The sequence below is a fragment of the Telmatospirillum siberiense genome (assembly GCF_002845745.1).
GTDB classification, from domain to species: Bacteria; Pseudomonadota; Alphaproteobacteria; order Rhodospirillales; family Magnetospirillaceae; genus Telmatospirillum; species Telmatospirillum siberiense.
In genome coordinates, this window is the sequence record NZ_PIUM01000014.1 from 37,296 (window position 1) to 58,618 (window position 21,323).

At 62.6% G+C, this 21,323-nt stretch carries 13 protein-coding genes; 10 read left to right on the top strand and 3 right to left on the bottom strand.

From position 1 onward, the window contains the following. The first annotated feature begins 155 nt into the window (after nt 1-155). A complete protein-coding gene (locus CWS72_RS13185; protein ID WP_101251156.1) occupies nt 156-653 on the top strand; it encodes a MarR family winged helix-turn-helix transcriptional regulator in 498 nt (165 codons plus the stop codon). Here CWS72_RS13185 and CWS72_RS13190 read toward each other — a convergent pair. Next, nucleotides 643-4,203, bottom strand: coding sequence for an EAL domain-containing protein (locus CWS72_RS13190; RefSeq protein WP_101251081.1), 3,561 nt, complete (start codon nt 4,201-4,203; stop codon nt 643-645). The two genes, CWS72_RS13185 and CWS72_RS13190, sit on opposite strands and share 11 nt — an antisense overlap. A gap of 283 nt (nt 4,204-4,486) precedes the next feature. Between CWS72_RS13190 and CWS72_RS13195 the strand changes: the two genes are divergently transcribed. The 5 genes from CWS72_RS13195 (at nt 4,487) to CWS72_RS13215 (ending at nt 11,355) form a co-directional block, all read left to right on the top strand. Then, nucleotides 4,487-5,986: an MDR family MFS transporter gene (locus CWS72_RS13195; RefSeq protein WP_101251082.1), complete on the top strand. Its 1,500-nt coding sequence runs from the start codon at nt 4,487-4,489 to the stop codon at nt 5,984-5,986. Between the two features lie 309 nt (nt 5,987-6,295). After that, nucleotides 6,296-6,919, top strand: coding sequence for a RibD family protein (locus tag CWS72_RS13200; RefSeq protein ID WP_158240641.1), 624 nt, complete (start codon nt 6,296-6,298; stop codon nt 6,917-6,919). Beyond that, nucleotides 6,919-7,689: a hypothetical protein gene (locus CWS72_RS13205; RefSeq protein ID WP_101251084.1), complete on the top strand. Its 771-nt coding sequence runs from the start codon at nt 6,919-6,921 to the stop codon at nt 7,687-7,689. The genes CWS72_RS13200 and CWS72_RS13205 overlap by 1 nt, the downstream gene beginning before the upstream one ends. A 9-nt stretch (nt 7,690-7,698) precedes the next feature. Further along, nucleotides 7,699-9,555, top strand: a complete 1,857-nt coding sequence (locus CWS72_RS13210) for a WD40 repeat domain-containing protein (RefSeq protein WP_101251085.1) — start codon at nt 7,699-7,701, stop codon at nt 9,553-9,555. Nucleotides 9,556-9,669: 114 nt separating this feature from the next. Beyond that, on the top strand, nt 9,670-11,355 hold the full coding sequence (locus CWS72_RS13215) for a hypothetical protein (RefSeq protein ID WP_146002739.1): 1,686 nt from the start codon (nt 9,670-9,672) through the stop codon (nt 11,353-11,355). Nucleotides 11,356-11,439: 84 nt separating this feature from the next. Here CWS72_RS13215 and CWS72_RS13220 read toward each other — a convergent pair whose 3' ends face one another. Further along, nucleotides 11,440-12,663: a hypothetical protein gene (locus tag CWS72_RS13220; protein WP_101251087.1), complete on the bottom strand. Its 1,224-nt coding sequence runs from the start codon at nt 12,661-12,663 to the stop codon at nt 11,440-11,442. Nucleotides 12,664-12,774: 111 nt separating this feature from the next. Here CWS72_RS13220 and CWS72_RS13225 point away from each other — a divergent pair, with 111 nt between their 5' ends. From CWS72_RS13225 to CWS72_RS13240, 4 genes are all read left to right on the top strand, one after another. After that, nucleotides 12,775-13,920, top strand: coding sequence for a glycosyltransferase family 4 protein (locus CWS72_RS13225; RefSeq protein ID WP_101251088.1), 1,146 nt, complete (start codon nt 12,775-12,777; stop codon nt 13,918-13,920). Nucleotides 13,921-13,928: 8 nt separating this feature from the next. Further along, complete coding sequence (locus tag CWS72_RS13230; protein ID WP_158240642.1) at nt 13,929-16,067, top strand: GNAT family N-acetyltransferase; 2,139 nt, start codon at nt 13,929-13,931, stop codon at nt 16,065-16,067. Further along, nucleotides 16,064-16,927, top strand: coding sequence for a glucosamine inositolphosphorylceramide transferase family protein (locus CWS72_RS13235; RefSeq protein WP_101251090.1), 864 nt, complete (start codon nt 16,064-16,066; stop codon nt 16,925-16,927). The genes CWS72_RS13230 and CWS72_RS13235 overlap by 4 nt, the downstream gene beginning before the upstream one ends. A gap of 249 nt (nt 16,928-17,176) precedes the next feature. Next, nucleotides 17,177-20,173: a DUF748 domain-containing protein gene (locus CWS72_RS13240; RefSeq protein ID WP_158240643.1), complete on the top strand. Its 2,997-nt coding sequence runs from the start codon at nt 17,177-17,179 to the stop codon at nt 20,171-20,173. Nucleotides 20,174-20,725: 552 nt separating this feature from the next. On the opposite strand, the gene CWS72_RS13245 is transcribed toward CWS72_RS13240, so the two are convergent. Continuing rightward, nucleotides 20,726-21,313, bottom strand: a complete 588-nt coding sequence (locus CWS72_RS13245) for a cysteine hydrolase family protein (RefSeq protein WP_101251092.1) — start codon at nt 21,311-21,313, stop codon at nt 20,726-20,728. Nucleotides 21,314-21,323 lie beyond the last annotated feature (10 nt).

Sequence of the window (21,323 nt, forward strand, 5' to 3'; positions counted from 1 at the left end):
AATGGGCGACAAGGTCAGCGGCATCCATAAGATGGACCGTAACAGGCTTCGCCAGACCGGCCCTCCCGCGCCGCGAATCGACATGGTGGCTGCAAATTGTTCTTCATTCCCATCTCTATATGTGTAATATGCACATATTAAGGCGAGAAGAATCGATGTCAATAAAAAACGTGCAAAATACACATATTAACCTTCGGCTTCGCCAGCTCCATGGGGCTCTGCTTGAGATCGTTGGTGTCATGAACCGTCCTCAGCGCGACGAGGCGATGGTTCGAGAGGCCGGCATCTCTCTCGATCGCGCGTTGTTTCCTTTGCTGGTTTTGGTGGAGCGGCTAGGTCCCATCGGCATAGTCGAGTTGGCCGACCGCGTCGGGCGAGATCACACCACTGTCAGCCGGCAGATTGCGAAGCTGGAAAGCCTCGGTTTGGTCGTCCGCCAGGAAAGCGCGAGCGACCGTCGCGTCCGCGCGGTCGTTGTCACCAAGAGCGGCAAGGTGATGACTGACCGCGTCGATGAGGCGAGGGAAAGAATCGGACAGGCTGTTTTTGCCACGTGGGACAATCAGGATTTCGAAGACCTGGTGCGGCTCATGCGCAAGTTTGCTGACGATATCAAGGGGCACACATCGCCTGATTCGGAAGCTATTGGCTGACCGATGTGAGAGTCCGCAGCGACATCTGGAACTCGTCCAGCGGCAGAGGTCGTCCGAAAAGGAATCCCTGGTAGGCCTGACACCCCAAGCCGGAGAGAAAGTCCCTCTGGCCTTCCGTTTCCACCCCTTCGGCGATCACCGACAAGCCCATGGTCTGTCCCAAGGCGATGATGGTTCGGGCAATGGCCGCGTCGTTGGGGTCCGTGAGCACCTCGCTCACGAACGACCTGTCGATCTTCAACTGGTCCAGAGGCAGGCGTTTCAGGTAAGACAGCGACGAATAACCGGTGCCGAAATCGTCGAGGGAGAATCTCACGCCACGAGAGCGAAGCGCCGTCATCTTGGCAATGACATCCTCGACATTGTCCAGCAGCATGCTCTCGGTGAGCTCCAGTTTGAGATTGTGCGGATTGGCCCCGGTCTGCTCCAGCGTCGCGAACGTCCGTTCGATAAAGTCCGGCTGCCGGAATTGAAGGGCGCTGACATTGACGGCGAGAACGATATGGGCGGTGTCCTCCCGCGCAGCCCAGGCCGCGATTTGGCGGCAGGCCGTGTCCAACACCCATTGCCCCAAAGGCAGGATCAGTCCGGTTTCCTCGGCCAGAGGAATGAAGTGTCCGGGCGCAATTACACCGTTCTCCGGATGGTTCCACCGAATCAGCGCTTCGGCGCCGACAAGGTGTCCATCGTCGATTTGCGGCTGATAGTAGAGTAAAAATTGATCTTTCGCTATCGCAAGGCGAAGTCCTTCCTCCATCGCCACGCGCGAATTGATCGCCACCTGCAAGTCCGGAGAAAAGAACCGCAAGGTGTTGCGGCCCGCCGTCTTCGCCTGATACATCGCGATATCGGCCTGGGTCAGAAGCTCGTCAGTGTTTTCGTTCCGTCCGCCGAACATGGTGACCCCAATGCTGGTGGTACTCCGGCATTCCCGCCCGGCGAGCAGGTAGGGCTGACTGATGGCGTCGAGAATTTTCGCCCCGACCGCCTCCGCCTGTATTGCGGCTTCATCACGGTTCTCGCTTAAGTCTTCGATCAGGACGATGAATTCGTCCCCTCCCAATCGCGCGACCGTATCGGCCTCACGCACGCAGGCGGCAAGGCGCTTGGCGACCTCCTGCAACAACGAATCACCGATGGCATGGCCGCTGCTATCGTTCAACGTCTTGAAGTCATCGAGATCGACGAACAGCAGTGCGCATTTCCGCTTGTTCCTGGTGGCGGCGGCCTGGGCATGGCGCAAGTGGTCCGTCAAAAGCCGCCGGTTGGGCAGATGCGTCAACGGATCATAGAATGCGAGAGTCTTGATCTCCTCCTCGGCCTTCTTGATATCCGAGATATCCCGCGTGATCGACAAAATGCAGAGCTTGCCATCAAGTTCGATCAGCGATGCAGACATCAAACCCCAGATCAAATCCCCGTTCTTTTTCCTGAACTGGGCTTCCATATTCCGGCAAGTCGAGGCATGTCTCAGCTTCTCGACCAAAATTTGCCGATTTTTGAGATCGGCCCAGATGTTGATGTCCAGCGCCGTGCGCCCCATGACGTCATCGTGGACAAATCCCGTCATATCGGTGAATCCGTCGTTGATATCGACGTATGCACCGTCGTCCAGACGGTTGATGGCGATGGCATCCAGGCTGGTCTGGAAGACGAGACGATAGCGGGTTTCGCTCGCCCGCAGCGCCGCCGCCGACTGGCGGCGGTCCGCCTCGCGGGCGAAATTGTCCAGGGCGAAGCTGATGTCCATCGCCATTTCGAGCAACAATTTGCGTGCGTCTTCGTCAAACGCATTGATCGTGCCGGAATAAATCACCAGACATCCGACTGCGGCTCCATTTCGGCAGAGCGGCAGCGTCGCCGAAGACATCCAACCGGCTTTTTTTCCGAATTCATGCCAGGGGGCCGTAATGGGATCGTGAAGGTAGTCTTGGCTCCATTGCGGCTGATTATTGCGAACGGCGGTACCCGTCAGGCCGCGGCTGCGCGGATCGCCTGCGTCCACCGTCACCACTGGAATGTTTTCCGGAAATCCGAGTTCATGGCCCTCGCCGTACCAGGCGACGGGCCTGATCTGTTTGCTGGTCTCGTCGACGAAGCCGATCCAGGCCGTCTTTACGAAACCGTATTCCACCGCGCAGCGGCAAATCTTCGGAAGAAGCTCAGTTTCGTCCGCGCAATGCACAATCGCCTGATTGCATTGGCTCAAGGCGGCATAGAGATTGGAGAGACGCCGGTTTCTGGCTTCTGCCGCCTTGCGCTCGGTGATGTCTCGGGCCGAGCAGAAGATCAGCCTCTGGCCTGCCTGCTCTATCGGGCGGGACGTCACTTCGATGTCCAGACGACTGCCATCCTTGCGCCGATGTTGGGTTTCCACTGTCTGCACCTTGGAGACCAGGCCGAGTCGGTCAACGATTTCCTCGTAAGTGAGACCGGCCAGCGGCACATCCCATTCGTTGACGTTCATGCCGATCATTTCGTCTCGCGAGTATCCCAGCATGCGGCAGAATGCGTCGCTGGTCTCAATGATATTGTTCTGGAAATCGAGGATATGGATGCCGTCGCTGGCATTGCGCAGCAGTGAGCGGCTAAGTTCGGTGGCAGCCTCGGTCCGCCGCAGGAACCAGGCCACGGATATGGAGCCCGCAAGAAAAATCGCGGCGGCCGCGATGCCTTTCCACAAGAGACCCCGCCACTCGGTCAGATAGTCTTCCGTTCCCATTCCCGCTGACAAATGGAAGGGCACGGCGGACAGACGGCGATAGGCAAGCGTACGTTCGATTCCGTCGCTCGCCGGCGCGAGATGAAAGAAACCCGCGCCATCCCCCGACGCAACGATGTCCATCAATTCCCTGGAGGGAGCTCTGCTGCCGATCAACTGGGAGGGAAGGGGGGAGGGAGGGGTTCGAACGATGATGGCGAAATCGGCGTCTCGCAACATCGCGACGCCATGGGGGCCAAGGTTGAGATTGGCAAAGAGCAGTGCAAAAGAACTGGCGGGAACGGATGCCGTTATCACGCCCGCGAAGCGGCCATCGGGATCATTGTAACGACGCGTGAACGAGATCACCCAATCGTTGTATGCGCGATCAAACACCAAATTGGTGACGATCAATCCGCTGTCTTTTTGATTATTGTGGGCGGCAAAGAAGTCGCGGTCGGCAAGGGGGGGCTCGTCCTTCGACACGCAACCGCCGCTGCAGTATCTGACCGCGCCGGAAGCATCGGTCACGCGAAACGTCGCGGCGAACCCCGACACCCATGCCCGCCGACTGTCCAACAACGCGATGACCTCGCGATCGTCAATTCCGCCGTGCCGCCGCAGTTGTTCTTCCAAATGGTCCCCGGTTGCGCGCAGGGAGAGATCGATCCTGCCAACCGCTTCGGTGATCGAACGGTCAAGCAGGGATGTCACGTTTTCAATGGTGGTGCGAATCTCGTTCTCTCGCTGCCCCCTGGCGGTGATCAGCATATAAGCGAGCAGGCCGCTCACGAAAATATTAGCGGCGAGAATGGCTGCACTCAGGACAAAACGCGGATTTTTCGACATATAACCATTATTTATCAATACGTATATTTTTATAGTACTATGAAAATAGTAAGTATTTCCACATGCTTGAAAGTGTCATTAGCCACTGGACGGTGGCGTTGCCAATCGCAAGGAGAACCCTGCCCGGCGATTGAGGGCTCGGCACTGGACAACGGGCAAGCAATATACAAGATATGCCGGGGCGTTTCCGTTCCGGAGGCAAAGGACCGATGGTGCTCCATCGGTCCTGCGGCGGGAAGCTCCTTGCTTTTTCGGTTTCCTTGTTTCAAGTGAAAGACTCCCCATGCCGGACCACCCCAGTTCCTTGCGGCCTTTGATCGTCGCATCGGTGATGATGTCGATGTTCATGGTCGCCATGGAGGCGACGATCGTCTCGACGGCGATGCCCCAGATCGTGGCCCAGTTGGGGGGCTTGCGGCTGTACAGCTGGGTCTTCTCCTCCTTTCTGCTCACTCAGACGGCCGCGACGGTGATTTTCGGCAAGCTCGCCGATCTGTACGGCCGCAAGCCCGTCATGCTGGCCGGCATCGGCATCTTTCTCGTCGGCTCGCTCTTCGCCGGTTTCGCCTGGTCCATGTCTTCCATGGTTCTTTTCCGGCTGATTCAAGGTGTCGGCGCGGGCGCCATCATGCCGGTGGCGTTGACCATCATCGGTGACCTTTATCCTGCCCGGGAACGGGGAAAGGTGCAGGGCTACCTGGCCAGTGTCTGGGCATTTTCGGCGGTCGTCGGGCCGATGATCGGCGCTTTCATCGTGACCAGGTTGTCCTGGGCCTGGATCTTCTGGATCAACCTTCCCATCGGGCTCGCCGCGGCCGGTGGGTTTGCCTTTTTCCTGCGGGAGGAGGCGCGCCAGCAGCGCCCGTCGATCGACCTGGTGGGGGCGGGGCTCTTCACCTGTGCCATTGCGGCGTTGATGGGGGCGCTGACCGATATTGCCGCCATCGACCGGACCACGCTGGCGGCGCTCGTCGCCGTCTTTTTCCTCTGCCTGGCTCTTTTCGTCATACAGGAGCGGCGCGCCCGGGATCCGATCATTTCCTTCGATCTTTGGAAAAGGCGCGCCATCGCCGCAGCCAATGGCGCGGCGTTGATCATCGGGATGGTCCTCATGGGGTTGACCACTTTCCTGCCCATGTATGTGCAAGGCGTTCTGCACCGCTCTCCCGTCGTCGCCGGATTGGCCCTGACCATGGTGATGGTGGGATGGCCCTGCGGGGCCACCTTCACGGCACGCGCGTTTCCACGATTAGGCCTGCGGCCAATCCTCCTGGCCGGAGGAGTGCTTCTGCCCATTGGCGCCGGCGTTTTCGTTTTCCTGACCAGGGACAGTTCGCCGGTCCTCGCCGGTGTCGGGTCATTGCTGATGGGATTGGCCATGGGGTTTGTCAGCGTCAGTTCCCTGGTCCTGATCCAGGAAATCGTCGAGCATTCCGAGCGGGGAAGCGCGACCGCGTCAAATCTCTTCGCCCGAAATCTCGGCAGCACCCTGGGGGCGGCCGTCTTCGGCGGAGTGCTCAACTATGGTCTTTCCCATACCGCAAACGCCGGGAGCGTTACGTCGGAGCAGCTCAAGGAACTTCTTCAGGCGGGAACCGCGTCGGTCGACGCGGCCTTGCAGATGGCGCTGCAGCACTCGTTGCACATCACCTTCTGCGCCATGTTCGTGATTGCGCTGATCAGCATTGTCGTCACTCTGCTGGTTCCCTCCGCCGTTACCCGCCGGATCGGCCAGGCGCCGGCCGAAGCCATTCGCCTGGCGCCTCTCGACGACAACGGCTAGGCACGCCTAGCCATCCACCAACTCGTTGAGACAGTGGCCCAGCTTCTCGGCTTTCGTCGAAAGATAGTTGCGGGTTTCGGAGCCAGAGCGGGGCGCCGGGGGGGATCCGCTACCCCAAATGCCTGCCCGGAATGATCGCCTCCGCCAGCGCTTGGACGACCGTCGGGATATCGCATCCTGTCTTCATGACGACATCATCCATTTGCATTAAAACGATAGTAATAGTTATTAATATGCATCTTTAAGTTGCATCGACGGGAGACGTGATCATATGATCATCTGAATTAATATTAAAGAGCGATGGCGGCGATGGGGCGTCCCTTCATCCACATCAACTTCGCGGCGGAGGAAACCGGGGTGGAGGAGTCGCCGCAGGGGTTTTCGGGCAATGTGTCCTGTCATGACGACTGGCGCCGGGTTCATTTGCTTCGTGAACGTTATGACGCGATCGCGGTCGGCGGGCGGACCTGGAACCTCGATCGGCCACGTCTGAGCGTTCGTGCCGAAAGGCTGGGACGGGAGCCCCGCCGCCAACCGGTCCGCGTCATCTTCGCGGGTTCCCAGCCTTGCCTGGTACCGCCGACCGGAACCGCCGCTTTCGTCGTCGGTAACTGCCGCGACCCCGGCCGGGGCGCGACGGCCCTGAGCATGCGCGGCCACGATCTTCGAGCCCCCTTGCAGTCGCTTTACGCGCTTGGCGTCGGCAGTCTATTCGTGGAGGGCGGTCCAACCCTGCTGCGGTCGTTCTTCAGCCAGGGATTCGCCGACGCGGTGACCATCTTCGTGCGGGCCGGAACGGCCGAGGCGGCGATTCGGGAAGCCCGAGGACGCCTCGGCCCCCTGCCGGGCGCGTTCAGCGCGCGTCTCTTCGGAGAGGGGTTCCTGCTGGAGGCGGGAAGCGCGGAAACCGGCATGGCGGCGGCGGCGTCGTGATGGCGCCGACGCCGGCACGGTTCGTCATTTTCGCCGCTCCGCGGACGGGCAGCAATTTGCTGTGCAGTCTTTTGAATGCCCATCCGGACATCCTTTGCCATCACGGCCTTTTCAATCCGCTCGGCATCCATGGTGCCCGCAACGGCCGGGATTGGAGCGGGGTTTTGGGAACTGTGGCCGATCGTAACAGCCATCCGCGGGCCTTCCTGCGCCGCGTCTGGGCGGCCGTGGAGCGGGAACGCGCGGTCGGCTTCAAGATGAACCGGGGGGAGGATGCCTTCGCCGTGGATGAGCTGCTTCGGGACGACCGCGTACGGAAGATCCTGCTCAAACGTCGGAACCGCGTGCGGACCTATGTGTCCGAGATCTTGGCTCAACTGACCGGCTTTTGGGAAAGCTACGGCGAGCCGGATGGCGCTCCCCTGCCGGTCATTCATGTCGATCCACTCGCTTTGCGGCGGCATGCGGATAAGAACGCCACCTATTACGCGGCCTTGGAATCCGTTCTGTCGGCGACAGGACAGGCGTGGCTGGAAACCCATTACGAATCGCTGGGCGACAGGTCCGAGATCGGGCGAATCCTCTCCTTCCTGCAGGTGCCGGCCGGCCCGCCGCTGCGCGCGGCCTGTCACAAGCGCGGTCCATCGGACCTGGAGACGGTGGTGGCCAACATGATCGATCTGGCGGATGCCCTGCGCGATACCCCGTTGTTCGGCGACCTTCACCAACGGGACATGTCCGACCTTCACCTCCCTCAGCCGACGCCTTAGGAGTTCCCGATGCCGTTTGCCGACGCCCGCGCCGTGACGACCGGAGCCTTCACGCGCCACAGAGGGCCCGTCACGTCGGTCGCCGCCGTTCCCGGCAGTACCCTGGCGGTGAGCGCGGCCTATGATGGCGCGGTCGCGCTGTTCGACCTGGCGACGGGGGCGGTCGACCTGCTGGGATACCATCGTCATCTGGCCAACCACGTCACGGTCAGCGAAGACGGCAACTGGGCGGCCTCGTCGTCTTCCGACTACGACATCTATATCTGGGATTTGCTTCATCGGCGCCTACACCTGGTCTTGCGCGGACACAGCGATGATGTGGAATGTTTCGCCTTCGTCGACGAGTGGACCGGAGTTTCCGCCTCGCGCGATCACCGGATCGTCGTCTGGGACCTGCCCAGCGGAGCGATCCGACAAATCATCGAAGGCCATGAAAAGGACGTGTTGTCGGTCGTCCATCACGATGGGCGCATCTATTCGTCAGGCGACGATATGACGCTGCGCCAGTGGGATCTGGCGACCGGTCGCCAGCTTCGCATCTGGGGGCCTTTCGAGACCGAGACGGACAGTTGCGCCATCGACACGGTGAACGGCCGGGTGGTGTTGGGATGCGACGATGGCGTCATTCGTGTCTTCGACAGCGAAAATGGCGCGGCCGTCGCCACGATCGAGGCGCATCGTTCGGGCATCAAAAAGGTGGCGGTCTCGCCCGCCAATGGCGACATCCTGTCCTGCGCCTATGATCAGCGGATCAGACTCTGGGACGCGCGGACCTTCGCCGCCAAGGGGGAATTGGAGCCGCATCCGGCGAAATGGGAGAGATCCTTCGGTTGGACATCGGATGGCCGGAATATCCTTGCCGGCACCTTCGACGGCACCGTCGTGCAATGGGACGCCCTGTCCGGCCGGAGGCTGTGCGAAAGGGGAGGAGGGCCTGATGAGGGGGGGAATGCCTGCTTCAACGAGGCATCCGGAACAGTAGACGGCACGGTCGCCCTGGCGGCTGACGACGGTCTGGTCCGGCTGGTCCGCTTGACCGACGGGGCGGCCGGCCTGATCGCCCGCGCCGAACCGGCCGGGGGCCGCCGGCTGATGAACGCGGTGACCCTGGATACCCGGTCGAACCGTCTCGTCGCGGGGGCGCATGATCACAGACTGCACGTCTTCGCTCGGACGGAGCATGGACTGGAAAGCCTGGCCAGCCTGCCTCTGGGGCAGGGGCCCATCAACTCCGTCCGGATCGCCGGTCATCCGGGCCATGAAGGAGCCGTGTTCGCCGCCTGTTACAGCGGTGCGATCGTCCGCGTGTCGCCGGATGGGCGGGAGGTCCGGGCGCATGCCCTGCATGATGGGGCGGTGAAGGCGCTGCGCCTGCATCCCGGGGAAGCCCTGGGGGTCAGTTGCAGCGCCGACGGCGGGCTCATGAGCTGGACGCTGGATGGCCGGCCGGTCAACCGTTTCCCGGGGCACACGGCCATCGTCGACGATGTGGACTTTTCGCCGACGGGCGAGCGGATCGCCAGCGCGTCCCGCGATTTTACGCTAAATGTCTATCAGGTGGCGGACGCCCGTCTCACGCACTCCATCGCTCTGGGCCGGCGTTCTCCCAAATCGGTGTGTTTCTGGGATTCGGACACGGTGATCGTGGGGGATTACTGGGGGACGCTGTTGGCGGTCGACCTGCCCACCGGAACGGTGCGACGCAAAACCATCGCCGCCAACGGCCTCAGTTCGCTCTCGCGATGCGCCGACGGACTGGTCGCATCCTCCTATGACGGCTGCGTCTATCTGGTATCGGTGCCGGATCTGTCGGTGCGCAACCACTATCGGGCCATGGCGCAATGGGTGGACAGGCCTGCGGCGTGAGGGGAAAAACCGCTCCGGCCACCGCTAAAATCAAAGAGTGAATGTTTGGCGATAGTGATCACGTGAAAAGAGCGTCTTGAAATACATCTTTTACGATTAAAAATAGGAGATTTTATGAATAAAAAGTTGCTATTTGGGGCGTGCGGCTTGGCCTTGCTGCTGACCGGCATCGCCGTTCAAAATTCCGCAAAGGCACAAGCCCTGCCGCCTCCGGCTCCGACATGCGCCGTCAGTTCATCGGTTTTCAGTAGCTGGCAGGGGCCGTCTACGGGGGGCAATTTGAGTTTCGTCCCGCCCAGCAGCGCCGGTTTCACCAATGCCAACGGATTCTGCAGCTTCTATCAGTGGGGCTCGCAGATGTTCCTGTGGCTGACGAGCACGGACTCGTCGGGCAACCTGCTCATCTTCTCGCCGACCTTCTACACGGCGGAGGAAAACCCGAAGGCGTTGGAAAACCCGGCCACCAGTTCGTTCAACTTCACCCAGAACACGGAAGGCAGCAGCCTGCCGAAAGCCGCCGCGAAAGCCGGGCCCTTCCGTTCGCTGTTCCGCGTGCGGGTCAATAAACCCAAGATGTCGGTGCATCAGTTGAAGCTCGCGGCGGCGCAGACGCCAAATGCGGGATCGACGGCCCAGGCCGGCGGCGGCGGCGTCCTGGTGGTGAACGGCCAGCCGGTTCCCGTGCCGACCAATACCACCTATGCGACCTATCCGATCGTCTACTACACCATCCAGGTCAACGACGTTTACGCCGGGCTGGCGCAGAATCTCAGCAAGGTCAACTACTACAACAACGGGCCGAACGCCGGTAATTTCCCCATAACGTCGCAGCAGGCCACGGACATCCAGACGGCGGCGGGCAAGACCTACGGCGACATCAATCAGCTCGCCCTGGAGGTAAAAAGCGCCTGGGTCGACACCGCCTATCTGACGGCGGCGCAGTCGGCGGGACTGATCAAGATCGCGGCGGATGTCCCGGCTTTCACCCAGTCCACGGTGAACGGACTCGTCGTTCTGACCTCGGACGGCAAAACGACGGCGACGCGCACCTTGGCCCTGGTCGGCATGCATGTGGTGGGATCCGTGGCCGGCCATCCGGAAATGATCTGGGCGACGTTCGAAACGACCTTCAATGCTCCGGACGCGACCTACAGCTATTTGAACAACAACCTCAACAGCCAGGGAACGGCCTGCAACCCCAATACGCAATGCATTACCACCGTTCCCTTGAGCACAAGCGACTCCACTCCGACGATCTTCTACAACGGACAGGCCGGAGCGCCGGTCGCCCCGTCCGCCATCACCGAGACGGCGACCTCCAGCACGGCCAGCAACGGAAGCGTCGCCATCACCTTCAGCTCCAGTTCCACCCCATCGCCCCTGTCGCTGACGCCCTCCAGCGTCGTGCGTCTCAATCCCTGGGGCAATCAGCAATCGAACACCCAGGCGGTTACCGATCCCGTGCTGGTCAACAATACCCTGCTGATCTCGCTGCAGTCCTCGCTCAGCGGCCAGCTGGCGGCGGCGGGCGGCAACGGCACCGTTCTGGCCAACTATTTCCAGAGCGGTGCGCTGTGGAGCAACGGCGTGATTCCGTTTCTGTCCGGCAGCCAGCAGTTCGGGTCGTTGTTCCTGGCCAATTCCACCATGGAAACCTTCCAGCAACTCACGCCGGGAAGTCTCACCCAGGCATCGGCCAGCCAGCCCGCGAGCAACTGCTTCGTCTGCCATGGCGACTATACGAACCAGCCGCCCAGCCCGGCAAATCCCGGTGCCGCCATCAGTCACGTCTTTCCCTAGTCCCGACGGATGGGAGATCGGCTGCGGATGCCCTCCCCCTCCGGGGAGGGCATCCGCAAGCACCGGGGTCGAAGGACCCTTGCTTCAGAACCGGATGGCGTGGCGGTGGAACGACCGGGACAGCAGGGGGTCTCCTCCGCGCGTGAAATAGCCGTCCCGATAGTCGCGCGCCGTCAGGCCGTTCACGCTGCTGTTGCTGTGGTCGGAACCATAGAGGAAGAGGCCGGGAGCGCGTTCCGCCAGGCGGCCGATCCAGTCCTCGTAAAGGCGGCGTTTATCTTTCAGGCCGTGGTGCCGGGCACTGTAGATGGTGCTGAAGGCATTGCTCCACCAGATGACCGCGCCGGGTTCGTCGCGGATCCATGCCAGCAGGTCGTGGGGATCGAGGATATTGCAGAACCGGTATTCATGATGCAGGTTCCGGTAGCGTCGCCAGTGAGCCGCGAATGCCTCGGCCCCTCCCCAGCGGGCCAGTTCGGCCGTCCACAGGCGTTCCAGTTCGGTCCAGTCCATGTTCCCGGCGTCGGCTCCGGGCCACAGATAGTAGTGGGCGCCATCCCGCCTGGCGAAAGCGGTGCGCAGATAGGTCGGATAATCGTATCCGTCCCAATCGGCATCCAGCCGGCGCCGAAAGTCCAGCGCCTGCCTGCTGTAGTCGAAGAAGACCACCCGGCTTGTCCGGCCGATGCCGTGGGTTTCCAGGATGCGGTTCGGTTTCAGTCCCGCGGCGACGCAATAAAGCGTCGAGACCGGTCCGCGAAAGCCCGGAGGCACCTCCTCCACGTCTTCATAGGATTCGTAGTTCAGCACGAACACGCCACGGCCGGCCTTCTCGCACATCGCGTCAAGGAAGGACAGGAAGGCGCCGCCGGCGCCGAGATCGGCACCGAGATCAAGAAGATGGCTGTCGAGGTCCGCACCGAAGGGCAGGGGGGGGGCCGCATCGACGGATGGCATGCCGTTCCGTTGCCAGGCCGCGAGATCGACCAGCAGGCAGCGGTCCGCGATGCCGGCAAAGGTGAAGTCGTGGGTGCGCGTCCAATCCTCCAGGGCTTGGAACGCGCTGCGGGCTTTTCCTCCGTTGGGACCCGCATGTTCGATCAGGATGTGTCCATGGCCCTGAACGAGGCAATAGCGTTGTCCCACCGCGCCGGCCCGCAAGAGGAGCCGCCCGAGATCGTCGTCCTCCAGAACGTCGCCGGAATAGTTCCAGCGCAGCCAGGAAACGGTCAGGTCGCGCGCCCGGATAGCCGCCGCCATGTCCTCCGTCGCCGATGCGGCCAGGAGTCCGCAGACAAGTCCATGCACCTGAGCGCCCCATAAATCTGTTTATCATTGGATGAATAATATGATGTATTTTCCACCAATAGGGGAAGCTTGTATTGATGGTTCCGGTGGTCATGGCGCCCATGGTCGGGGATGAGTGAAAAGATCCTTCTCTTGCAGGACGCTCTGTTTCTGCCTTCCCTCGGGGGGGGCAACAAGGCCAACCGCCTGTTGATGAGTGAACTGGCGGCGCGGGGATTCGATTGCCGGGTGGTATCGAGGATGCCGGGGCCGCCATATGGCCCGGAATTCCTGGCCGGCCGGGATCTGGAGGTTCGGGTCGATGGGGCGGGGACGCTGTCCTATCATCATCAGGGTGTCGGCGTCATGGCGGTGGATACCGCTTCTCCCGATGCCGTCTCATGCGTGGAGAAAATCGTCCGGGCGGAGCGTCCCGACTGGATCCTGGTCTCGGACGACCATCGTGCCGTTTTTCTCGACGCGGCTTTAAGGCTTGCCCCGGACCGGGTGGTGATCCTGGTTCATACCCATTTTCATCTGCCTTTCGGACCCGACGCCCGGACCATCGATCCCGACCAGCATGCGCGGATGCGGCGGGCCCGCGGTATCGTCGCGGTCAGCGATTACAGCCGGCGTTATCTTCGCGATCATGGCGGATTAGCGTCCGTCCTCGTCCGCTTTCCGGTGTTCGGCCGTGGCCCGTTCGAACATCCGGGGCGGCCCGAGGCCGGCCAGGTCACGATGATCAATCCCTGCCTGATCAAGGGGCTTCCCATCTTTCTGGATCTGGCCGATCATTTCCCCGATGTCTCCTTCGCGGCGGTGCCGACATGGGGAGCAGATGACGCCGTCCTCGGCGCGCTGTCCCGGCGCCGCAATATCACGCTGTTGGAGCCATCCGACGACATCGGGAGCATCCTGCGGGAGACCCGCATCCTTGTGGCGCCGTCGCTGGTGCCGGAGACCTTCGGTTACGTCTCGATTGACGCCATGTTGCGTGGCATTCCCGTTCTGGCCGGCGGGCTCGGCGGCCAGCGGGAGGCCAAGCTGGGCGTCGATTTTACCCTGCCGGTCCACGAGGTTCGTCCAGCCGAGGGCGGCGGCCATGCCTCGTCCCGCCAGCCACGAATGCCGTGGCGGAAGGCCCTGGAAACCCTGTTGACGGATACCGCGGCCTATCTTCGCTGTGCCACGGCGTCGCGCCGGGCGGCCTTGGACTTTCTTCCCGAAACCGAGGTCCATCATTTCATTGGCTATCTTGACGGCCTGCGAGGATGAGGCGGTCCTTGCCGTCTCCCCGCACCCTTGCCATCGTCGATCCCTACGATGCGGGGACCATGCTGCCAGCCGCCTTCGCCCGATATGGCGTTTCCTCGGTCATGGTCGGCAGCACACCCGATATTCCCGGGGAGGAGACGGTGTCCTTCGATCCGGCGGAATTTCACCGGCTGCTGTTCTGGCGGGACGATATCGATGCGACGGTGGCCGCGCTGCGCGAGGACGGGGTGGATTCAGTGATCGCCGGTTCCGAGCGGGGGGTGATCCTGGCCGACCGGTTGGCCGAGGGTCTGGGAGCGCCCGGCAACGGAACCGCGCTCAGCCCGGCGCGCCGGGACAAGTTTCTGATGATCGAACAGCTCCGTTGTCACGGTGTGCGGGGGCCGCGACAGCTTCAATCCGACACTCTCGACGCCATCCTGTCCTGGAGCGAGGCGGGCGGGCATTGGCCCATCGTCCTGAAGCCTCGTTGCTCCAAGGGGGCGGACGGGGTGCGCCTGTGCGCCTCGCGCGAGGCGGTGGTTCGGGCTTTCCGGGATATCCATGGCCGGGTCGACCGGTTGGGGTTTCACAATGATACGGTCCTGGCGCAGGAATATCTGCGCGGCCGGGAGTATGTCGTCGATACCGTCAGCCGCGACGGCCGCCATCGTCTGGCGGGCCTGTGGGTCTATGGCAAGCCCGCGCCGGATTACGACACGCTGGGGCTGTTGGCGACCAAGGAACTGCTGGCGACGGATGGACCGCTGGCCAATCGGCTTTTCGACTTCGCCAAAAGGGTGCTGGATGCTTTGGGCATACGCCATGGCGCCGGGCATTGCGAGATCATCGTCGATGACGTGGGGCCGGCCCTGGTGGAAATCGGCGCGCGGTTGCATGGCGGGCCGCCGGCGCATCTGATGAGCCGGGCCGTTTCCGGCGACAGTCAGCTCGACATGCTGGTCCGATCCTGCGTGGCGCCGTCGGATTTCCTGGCGGAAGAACCCATCCCCACCGTCCGGGCCGGCGGTGCGACGATGGTCCTGCTGCGCGATGGCGGTCTCAAGGGAACGATCGAACGACTGCCCTCCGCCTGGAGCGTCGTCTGGAACGGGCGGGAGGGCGGCTCGCTACCGGCTGTGGCCGGGCTGGCCACCCTGATCCATGCCGACAGGGCGGATCTCGAGGCGGATCTCGAGATCGCCACGGGACGCCTTTCCTGCGACCTCCTGACAAGCCGGGACGCCGTGGCGGCCATCGTACCGGCATGGCGTTCGCTGCTGTATCGGTCGCGCTGCAACCGCGCCTTCGGCAGCCCGGCCAGGTATCTGGCGGCGCTGGACGCTCAAACCGGCGGGGTCGAGCCGTTGGTGGTGAGCGCATTTCGCGACGGGGTGCTGGCCGGGATTTTTCCCCTGGTCCGGGACAAGGAGCGGAGCATGGCCCGTTTCGCCACCCCGCTCAGCGATTACAACGACGTGGTGGTGGCTGTGGGCGATCTCGCGGCGGCGCGGTGCCTGATGGCTTTCGCAAGGGGCCGTTTCCCGAACCTCGACCTGGCCTGCGTTCGTGCCGACGCCGATTGCGCCCTGGCCGAGGGGCGCCCGCCCTTTCTCACGGACAGGAAGTTTCTCTGCCCCTTCGCCGACCTATCGGATGGCTTCGACGACTGGCTGGCATCGCGGAGTCCGCGATTCCGGGAACGTTTGGGGCAGGCCGAGCGCCGGGCGGCGGCCCAAGGGCTGCGGGCTGCGCGACTTGAACCGCGTGATTTCGGGACACAGGATCTGTCGGCCTTGTTCCTCGAGATGCAGGACGAGCGGTTCGGCGCGCGGAGCCTTTTCATGCGCGACCCGATTGCCGCCGCCTTCGTGACCAGGGGATTGCCCCGGTTGTTTCGCGACGGCGACGTCCTGCTTTTCGGTCTCCGGGCGGAGGAGAGGCTCGTCGGGCTCAACATCTGCGTGCTGGGCGCCGCCGGCTTGGGATATTGGAACGCCGGTTTCCGGTCCGCCGTCGCGGCTTTTTCCCCCGGTACGCTGATGATCCATGCCGCCTTGCGCGAAGCCTGCGTTCAAGGGTTTTCCGAGCTCGATTTTCTGCGCGGAGAGGAGGAATACAAGATGAAGTGGTGCAGCGGAGCGCGGGAAATCGGCCGATTGTCATGACGAACTCTCCCTTGCCCGACGATCCCTGGTCCATCGGCCTTTACGCCGGACCCGGCCCGCTGGCGGTGGCTCCCCTGCCGGGGCTCGCCGGTACCGTCATGACCCGGGATCAGGTGAGCGACGTGCCGGCGGCGTTCGTCGCCGATCCGTTTCTCATCCGTCACGGCGGCTTGTGGCACTTATTTTTCGAGGTCCTGCACCATGGTCGCCGGATGGGGGAGGTCGGCTGGGCCCACAGTCCGGATGCCATTGCATGGACTTACGGCGGAATCGTCCTGCGCGAACCTTTCCATCTGTCCTATCCTTGCGTTTTCGACCATGGTCCCGCAGTCTATATGGTACCGGAGACCCTGGGGGCGGGGGCCGTGCGTCTCTATCGCGCCAATCCCTTTCCGGCGCGTTGGGTGCATGTCGCCGACTTGGTGAAAGGCTCTCTCGCCGATCCGACACCGTTCCTGTTTGACGGCTGTTGGTGGATGTTCGGCTGTCCGGCGCCGTCCAGCCATGACATGTTGACGCTGTTTTGCGCCGATGACCTGTTCGGACCGTGGCATGAACATCCCGCCAGCCCCCTGATCGTGGGCGACAGGACCCGGGCGCGGCCGGCCGGACGGGTTGTCGCGTGGGAAGGTGGACTGTATCGCTTCGCGCAGGATTGCGCTCGCCGCTACGGCGGCGGGGTTCGCGCCTTTTCCGTCACGCGCCTGACCCGGACCGCCTATGCGGAGGAGGAAATCTCCGGCAGCCCGATTCTGGAGGCCTCGGGGGCGGGGTGGAACGGCAAGGGCATGCATCACATCGACGCCCAGCCCCTGGCGCCTGGCCGATGGATCGCCGCAGTCGACGGAATCCGTCTGTGACTTGCGGTGGCGGCGGGAGCGTACACCAAATCCCGGTACCATTTTTCCGGGTGATGGTTATATGTTTAAAATTTCCCGCCTCGTCGGCGGGAGATCGTTTCGAGTGATGGGAGCCCCGGGAATGAGGGGCTATCATATTGATATGAACTGACTATCCGGGACCTTTTGATGCCGACCGAGCCGCCAAGCAGTCATGCGCCCCTGCATCGGAAATCTTCACCGGGCGAGGGCGGTCGAGCGGGGAGATCCGTGCCCGCCATCCTGCGCGCCTGGTTGGGCACACCCCGAATCTGGCTCGATTTCCGGCGGAAGCGTTTCTGGGTCGTCGCCCTTTTCCTGATTTACACCTTGGCGGGCTATTTCGTCGTTCCCCCGATCTTGCGCCATGAGATCGTCGTCTCGGCGCAGAAGACCCTCGAACGGCCGGTGACCCTCGACGATCTTCTCATCGATCCGTTCGCCCTCAGCATCGATCTGCGCGGCTTCCATATCGATGAACCCGACGGCTCTTTGCTGATCGGCTTCGACCGGCTTTATATCCGGTTCTCTCTCGCCAGCCTGGTGCATTGGGCTTGGAGTTTCGACGATATCCGGCTGGACGGCGTCAAGGGCAACATCATCCGCTATAGCGAAACCGACACCAATATCGGACGCCTGATCAGCGCCGCCGGGAAATCTTCCGATGGAACCAAGCCCGAGACGGATCATGGACTGATGAGGCTTGTCGTCAACCGTCTGAAGATCCTGAACGCGACGGCGACTTTTACCGATCATGCGAGGGCGAATCCGTTCCAGACCCTGATCGGTCCGGTGACCGTGGAGATCGGCCGTTTCAGCACATTGCCGCAGAGGACGGGCGAGCAGCATATCCTGGTCGAGATGGAGGGGGGCGCGACGCTGGAATGGACCAGCGAATTCGGACTCAATCCCCTTATTTCCGCCGGCCATGTGAGTGCGAAAGGCCCGTATCCGGCTCTTCTAACCCGATATTTCGGAGACGCGATCAAGATCTCGGCACCGACGGGGTCGGTCGATGCCGGTCTCGATTATCGCCTGCGGGAGCGGCCCGATGGTGTCCTGGCGTTGACGGTCGAGCATGTCGGCTTGGCTATCAGCGATCTGGCCTTGCACGAACAGGGGGCGGCGGCCCCGTTTCTGACCCTGCCGGAACTCCGCCTGGCGGGAGGGCATCTGGCCTGGCCGGAGAAAAAGGCCGGCGCCGACGCCCTTGCGATCAGCGGAGCGACCCTCGCGCTGCGACGGCAGGAAGACGGTCAGCTTGGCCCGGCGCCGTGGCTGGCTGCTCCGCAACCGGCCGTCGCTCCGGCACCGCAGCCCACGACCGCGACGGCGCCACCCGGCATGGATTGGGCTGTTTCGCTCGGTAAAGTCGAGGTCAAAAATGCCAAGGCGCGGTTCGAGGATCAGGCGATCGGCGAACCGGGAAAGATCGAGATCTCCTCTTTCGATCTCGCCGTCGACAGCTTGTCGAACACCTCCGGAGCGGAGTTCCCCTTCTCCCTGGCGGCGGGGATGGAGACGGGCGGTCTCATCAAAATGCAAGGCCGTTTCTCGATCCTGCCCGATCTGCGGCTCGACGCCAAGCTGACCGCATCCGATCTGCGCATTGCCGCCGCGCAGGCCTATCTGCACGATATGGCCCGGCTCACCATCGATGACGGACGTTTCGACGGCGAGACCGATGTCAAACTGCGAGAGGGGGGGCTGAGCGTCGCCGGTCACGGCGAGATCCGGGGGGTGAAGCTGCGGGATGAAGTCGAAAACACGCCGGTTCTGTCCTGGGACAGACTTGGCGTTGATCGTTACGAGTTCCGTCAGGCGACGAACGAACTGCAGATTTCGCAAGTCACCATCGGCGGATCCTATCTTCGCTTCCGGGTGGCGGAGGATCAGTCGACGAATTTCGACCACATCATGGTGGGGCGGAACAAGTCTTCCCCCGACGCCCGGCAGGCGGGAAGGGCCGGGCGGGCCAAGCCGACGGTTCCGGGCGAGGCTGCCGGGGCCGCCCCGCCGCTGAAGGTCAGCGTGGGAAAGATCGTCATTGCCAAGGGAACGGCGGATTACGGCGATGCCTCGCTGCCGCTGCCGTTTGCGGCCCATATCTCCGATTTGCAGGGCGAGGTGGCCACTCTGGCTTCCGCGTCGTCGTCGCCGGCACGGGTGACGCTGCGTGGTCAGGTCGGCGAATTCGGACAGGTGAAAATCGACGGCAGTCTGACCCCCTTCAATCCCGGCAAGAGCACGAAAATCAATGTTCTCTTCCGTAATGTCGAATTTCCCGGACTTTCCCCCTACACGGTGAAGTTCGCCGGACGCCGCATCGCCAAGGGCCGGCTGGATGTCGATTTGCAATATTCGATCGATGAGGGAAAACTGAACGGCGCCAATCGCGTCGTCATCCGGGATATGGAACTGGGTGAGAAACTCGATGTTCCGGGCGCCATGGATTTGCCGCTGGAACTGGCGATCGCCTTGCTGAAGGATCAGGACGGCAAGATCGATGTCGACCTCCCGGTCAGCGGAAACCTCAACGATCCGCAGTTCGACATCGGCAGCGTCATTTCGAAGGCGACCTTCAATCTGCTGACGAACCTCATCACATCGCCGTTCCGGGCGCTTGCCGGTCTTCTGGGCGGCGGGGACGACGCGCTCGACCATATCGATTTCGCGCCGGGCCGCGCCGTGCTCGATCCTCCGGAAAAAGAGAAGATCCTCCACCTCGCCCGGGCTCTCGAGATGAGGCCTCATCTCGGTTTGGTGGTGCCGGGGGTGGTGGATCCGGACGTGGATCGCATCCAGCTCCAGCTGGATGCTCTCGACGCGCGGATGGCCCGGGAATTGGGGGATCGCAACACGGTGAAAAGGCAGCGGCAGCTTTTGGAGCAACTGTTCGAGGAGCGGATCGGCAAGGAGCAGCTCGAATCCTTGACGCAGCCCGCCCCCCATTCGCGGGAGGGGACGGGCGATTCCGGCGCCGCCCTCGACGAGCCGACTTATGTGGCGGCACTGCGCGGGCGTGTCGCGACGACGGAACCGATTGGCGAGGCTGGTCTGGCAAGCCTCGCGCAGGCACGGGCGGAAGCGGTGGTCGGCGCCTTGAAGCTTATCCCCGGCTTTGATCCGCAGCGGGTTTCCCTGCGCGGCAGCACGACCGCCCAGGCGGGAGACGACGGGGCGATTCCCCTGAAACTCGATGCCGCCAGCACAAGCGGCGGCGATTAGGGCTTGTGGACATTCACCCTAACATCTCCCGCCAGAGGCTACGGCATTCACACATCTTTTTTTCGGTAGCGAAAACAAAGATGAAGCAATCCTACGAGTGGCACCGGCGTCCCTGCCCATAGGCGCTAGCATAAGAAAAATATCCCCTCGCCCCTTGCGGGAGAGGGGACGAGCGTAAGCGAGTGGGGTGAGGGGACTTACACGCGGGAGCGTGGAAAAAGTGTGCAGAAACAAACAGGTCTTTATGTCGCGCGGACGCGCGTACCCCTCACCCGGCCGCTAAAGCGGCCACCCTCTCCCGCAAGGGGCGGGGGTAAGTTAGCGCCTATGGGCGTCCCTGCCGGTGTTCCGGCGAGAGCCGGAAAGGGTCCGTCTGTCGGCGGATCACCGGCGCGGAGGCCGGTGCCACTGTTTTATCCAAGGCTGGCAACGCACTGATAAAAATACGAAATTTGAGATGTGTGAATGCGGTAGCCCGCCAGAGGCGGGAGAGGATAGTGTTCTATATGACGCTTCCGCTCCGCTGCGGCGGGCCGGAGGCGAAACGAACGGTCATCCGATCACCTCATCGACATCGACCACGCAGGCATGCCGGTCGGCCAGCGCCGCGAGTTCGGCCGCCTGAATATCGGCCGCCCGGATGACACCGTGGCGTGACGGCAGATCGCGCGTGGCGCAGGCGTCGGCGGCGATGGTGATGTCGTAGCCGAGATCGAGCGCCGCCCGGGTGGTCGAGGAGACGCAGTTATGCGTCATGAAACCGGCAATCACCAGTTTCGCGCCCGCCGTGCCGACCCGAAGGGCGAGTCCGGTGTCCGAAAAGCCGTTGGGCCGTGTCTTTTCAACGACGGCTTCGCTCTCCAGGGGGGCCAGCCGCTCGATGAAGGCTCCGCGCGCATGGTCTCGGTCGAACAGGCCTCCCGGCTGGCCGCGATGGGCGACATGAATAATCCTCGATCCCGCCCGCCGCGCGGCGGTGAGAAGTCGCTCCGCCCGTGCAACGGCCTCTTCCCAGCCGGATAATTTTAACGGCCCGTCGAGATATTCGTTCTGATAGTCGATGAGAATGAGGACGGCATCCGCCAGACGGGGCGGAGAGACCTCTTTTCCGGCGAGTTGGAACAGGGTTTTGGGCGTCATGGGAACTCCT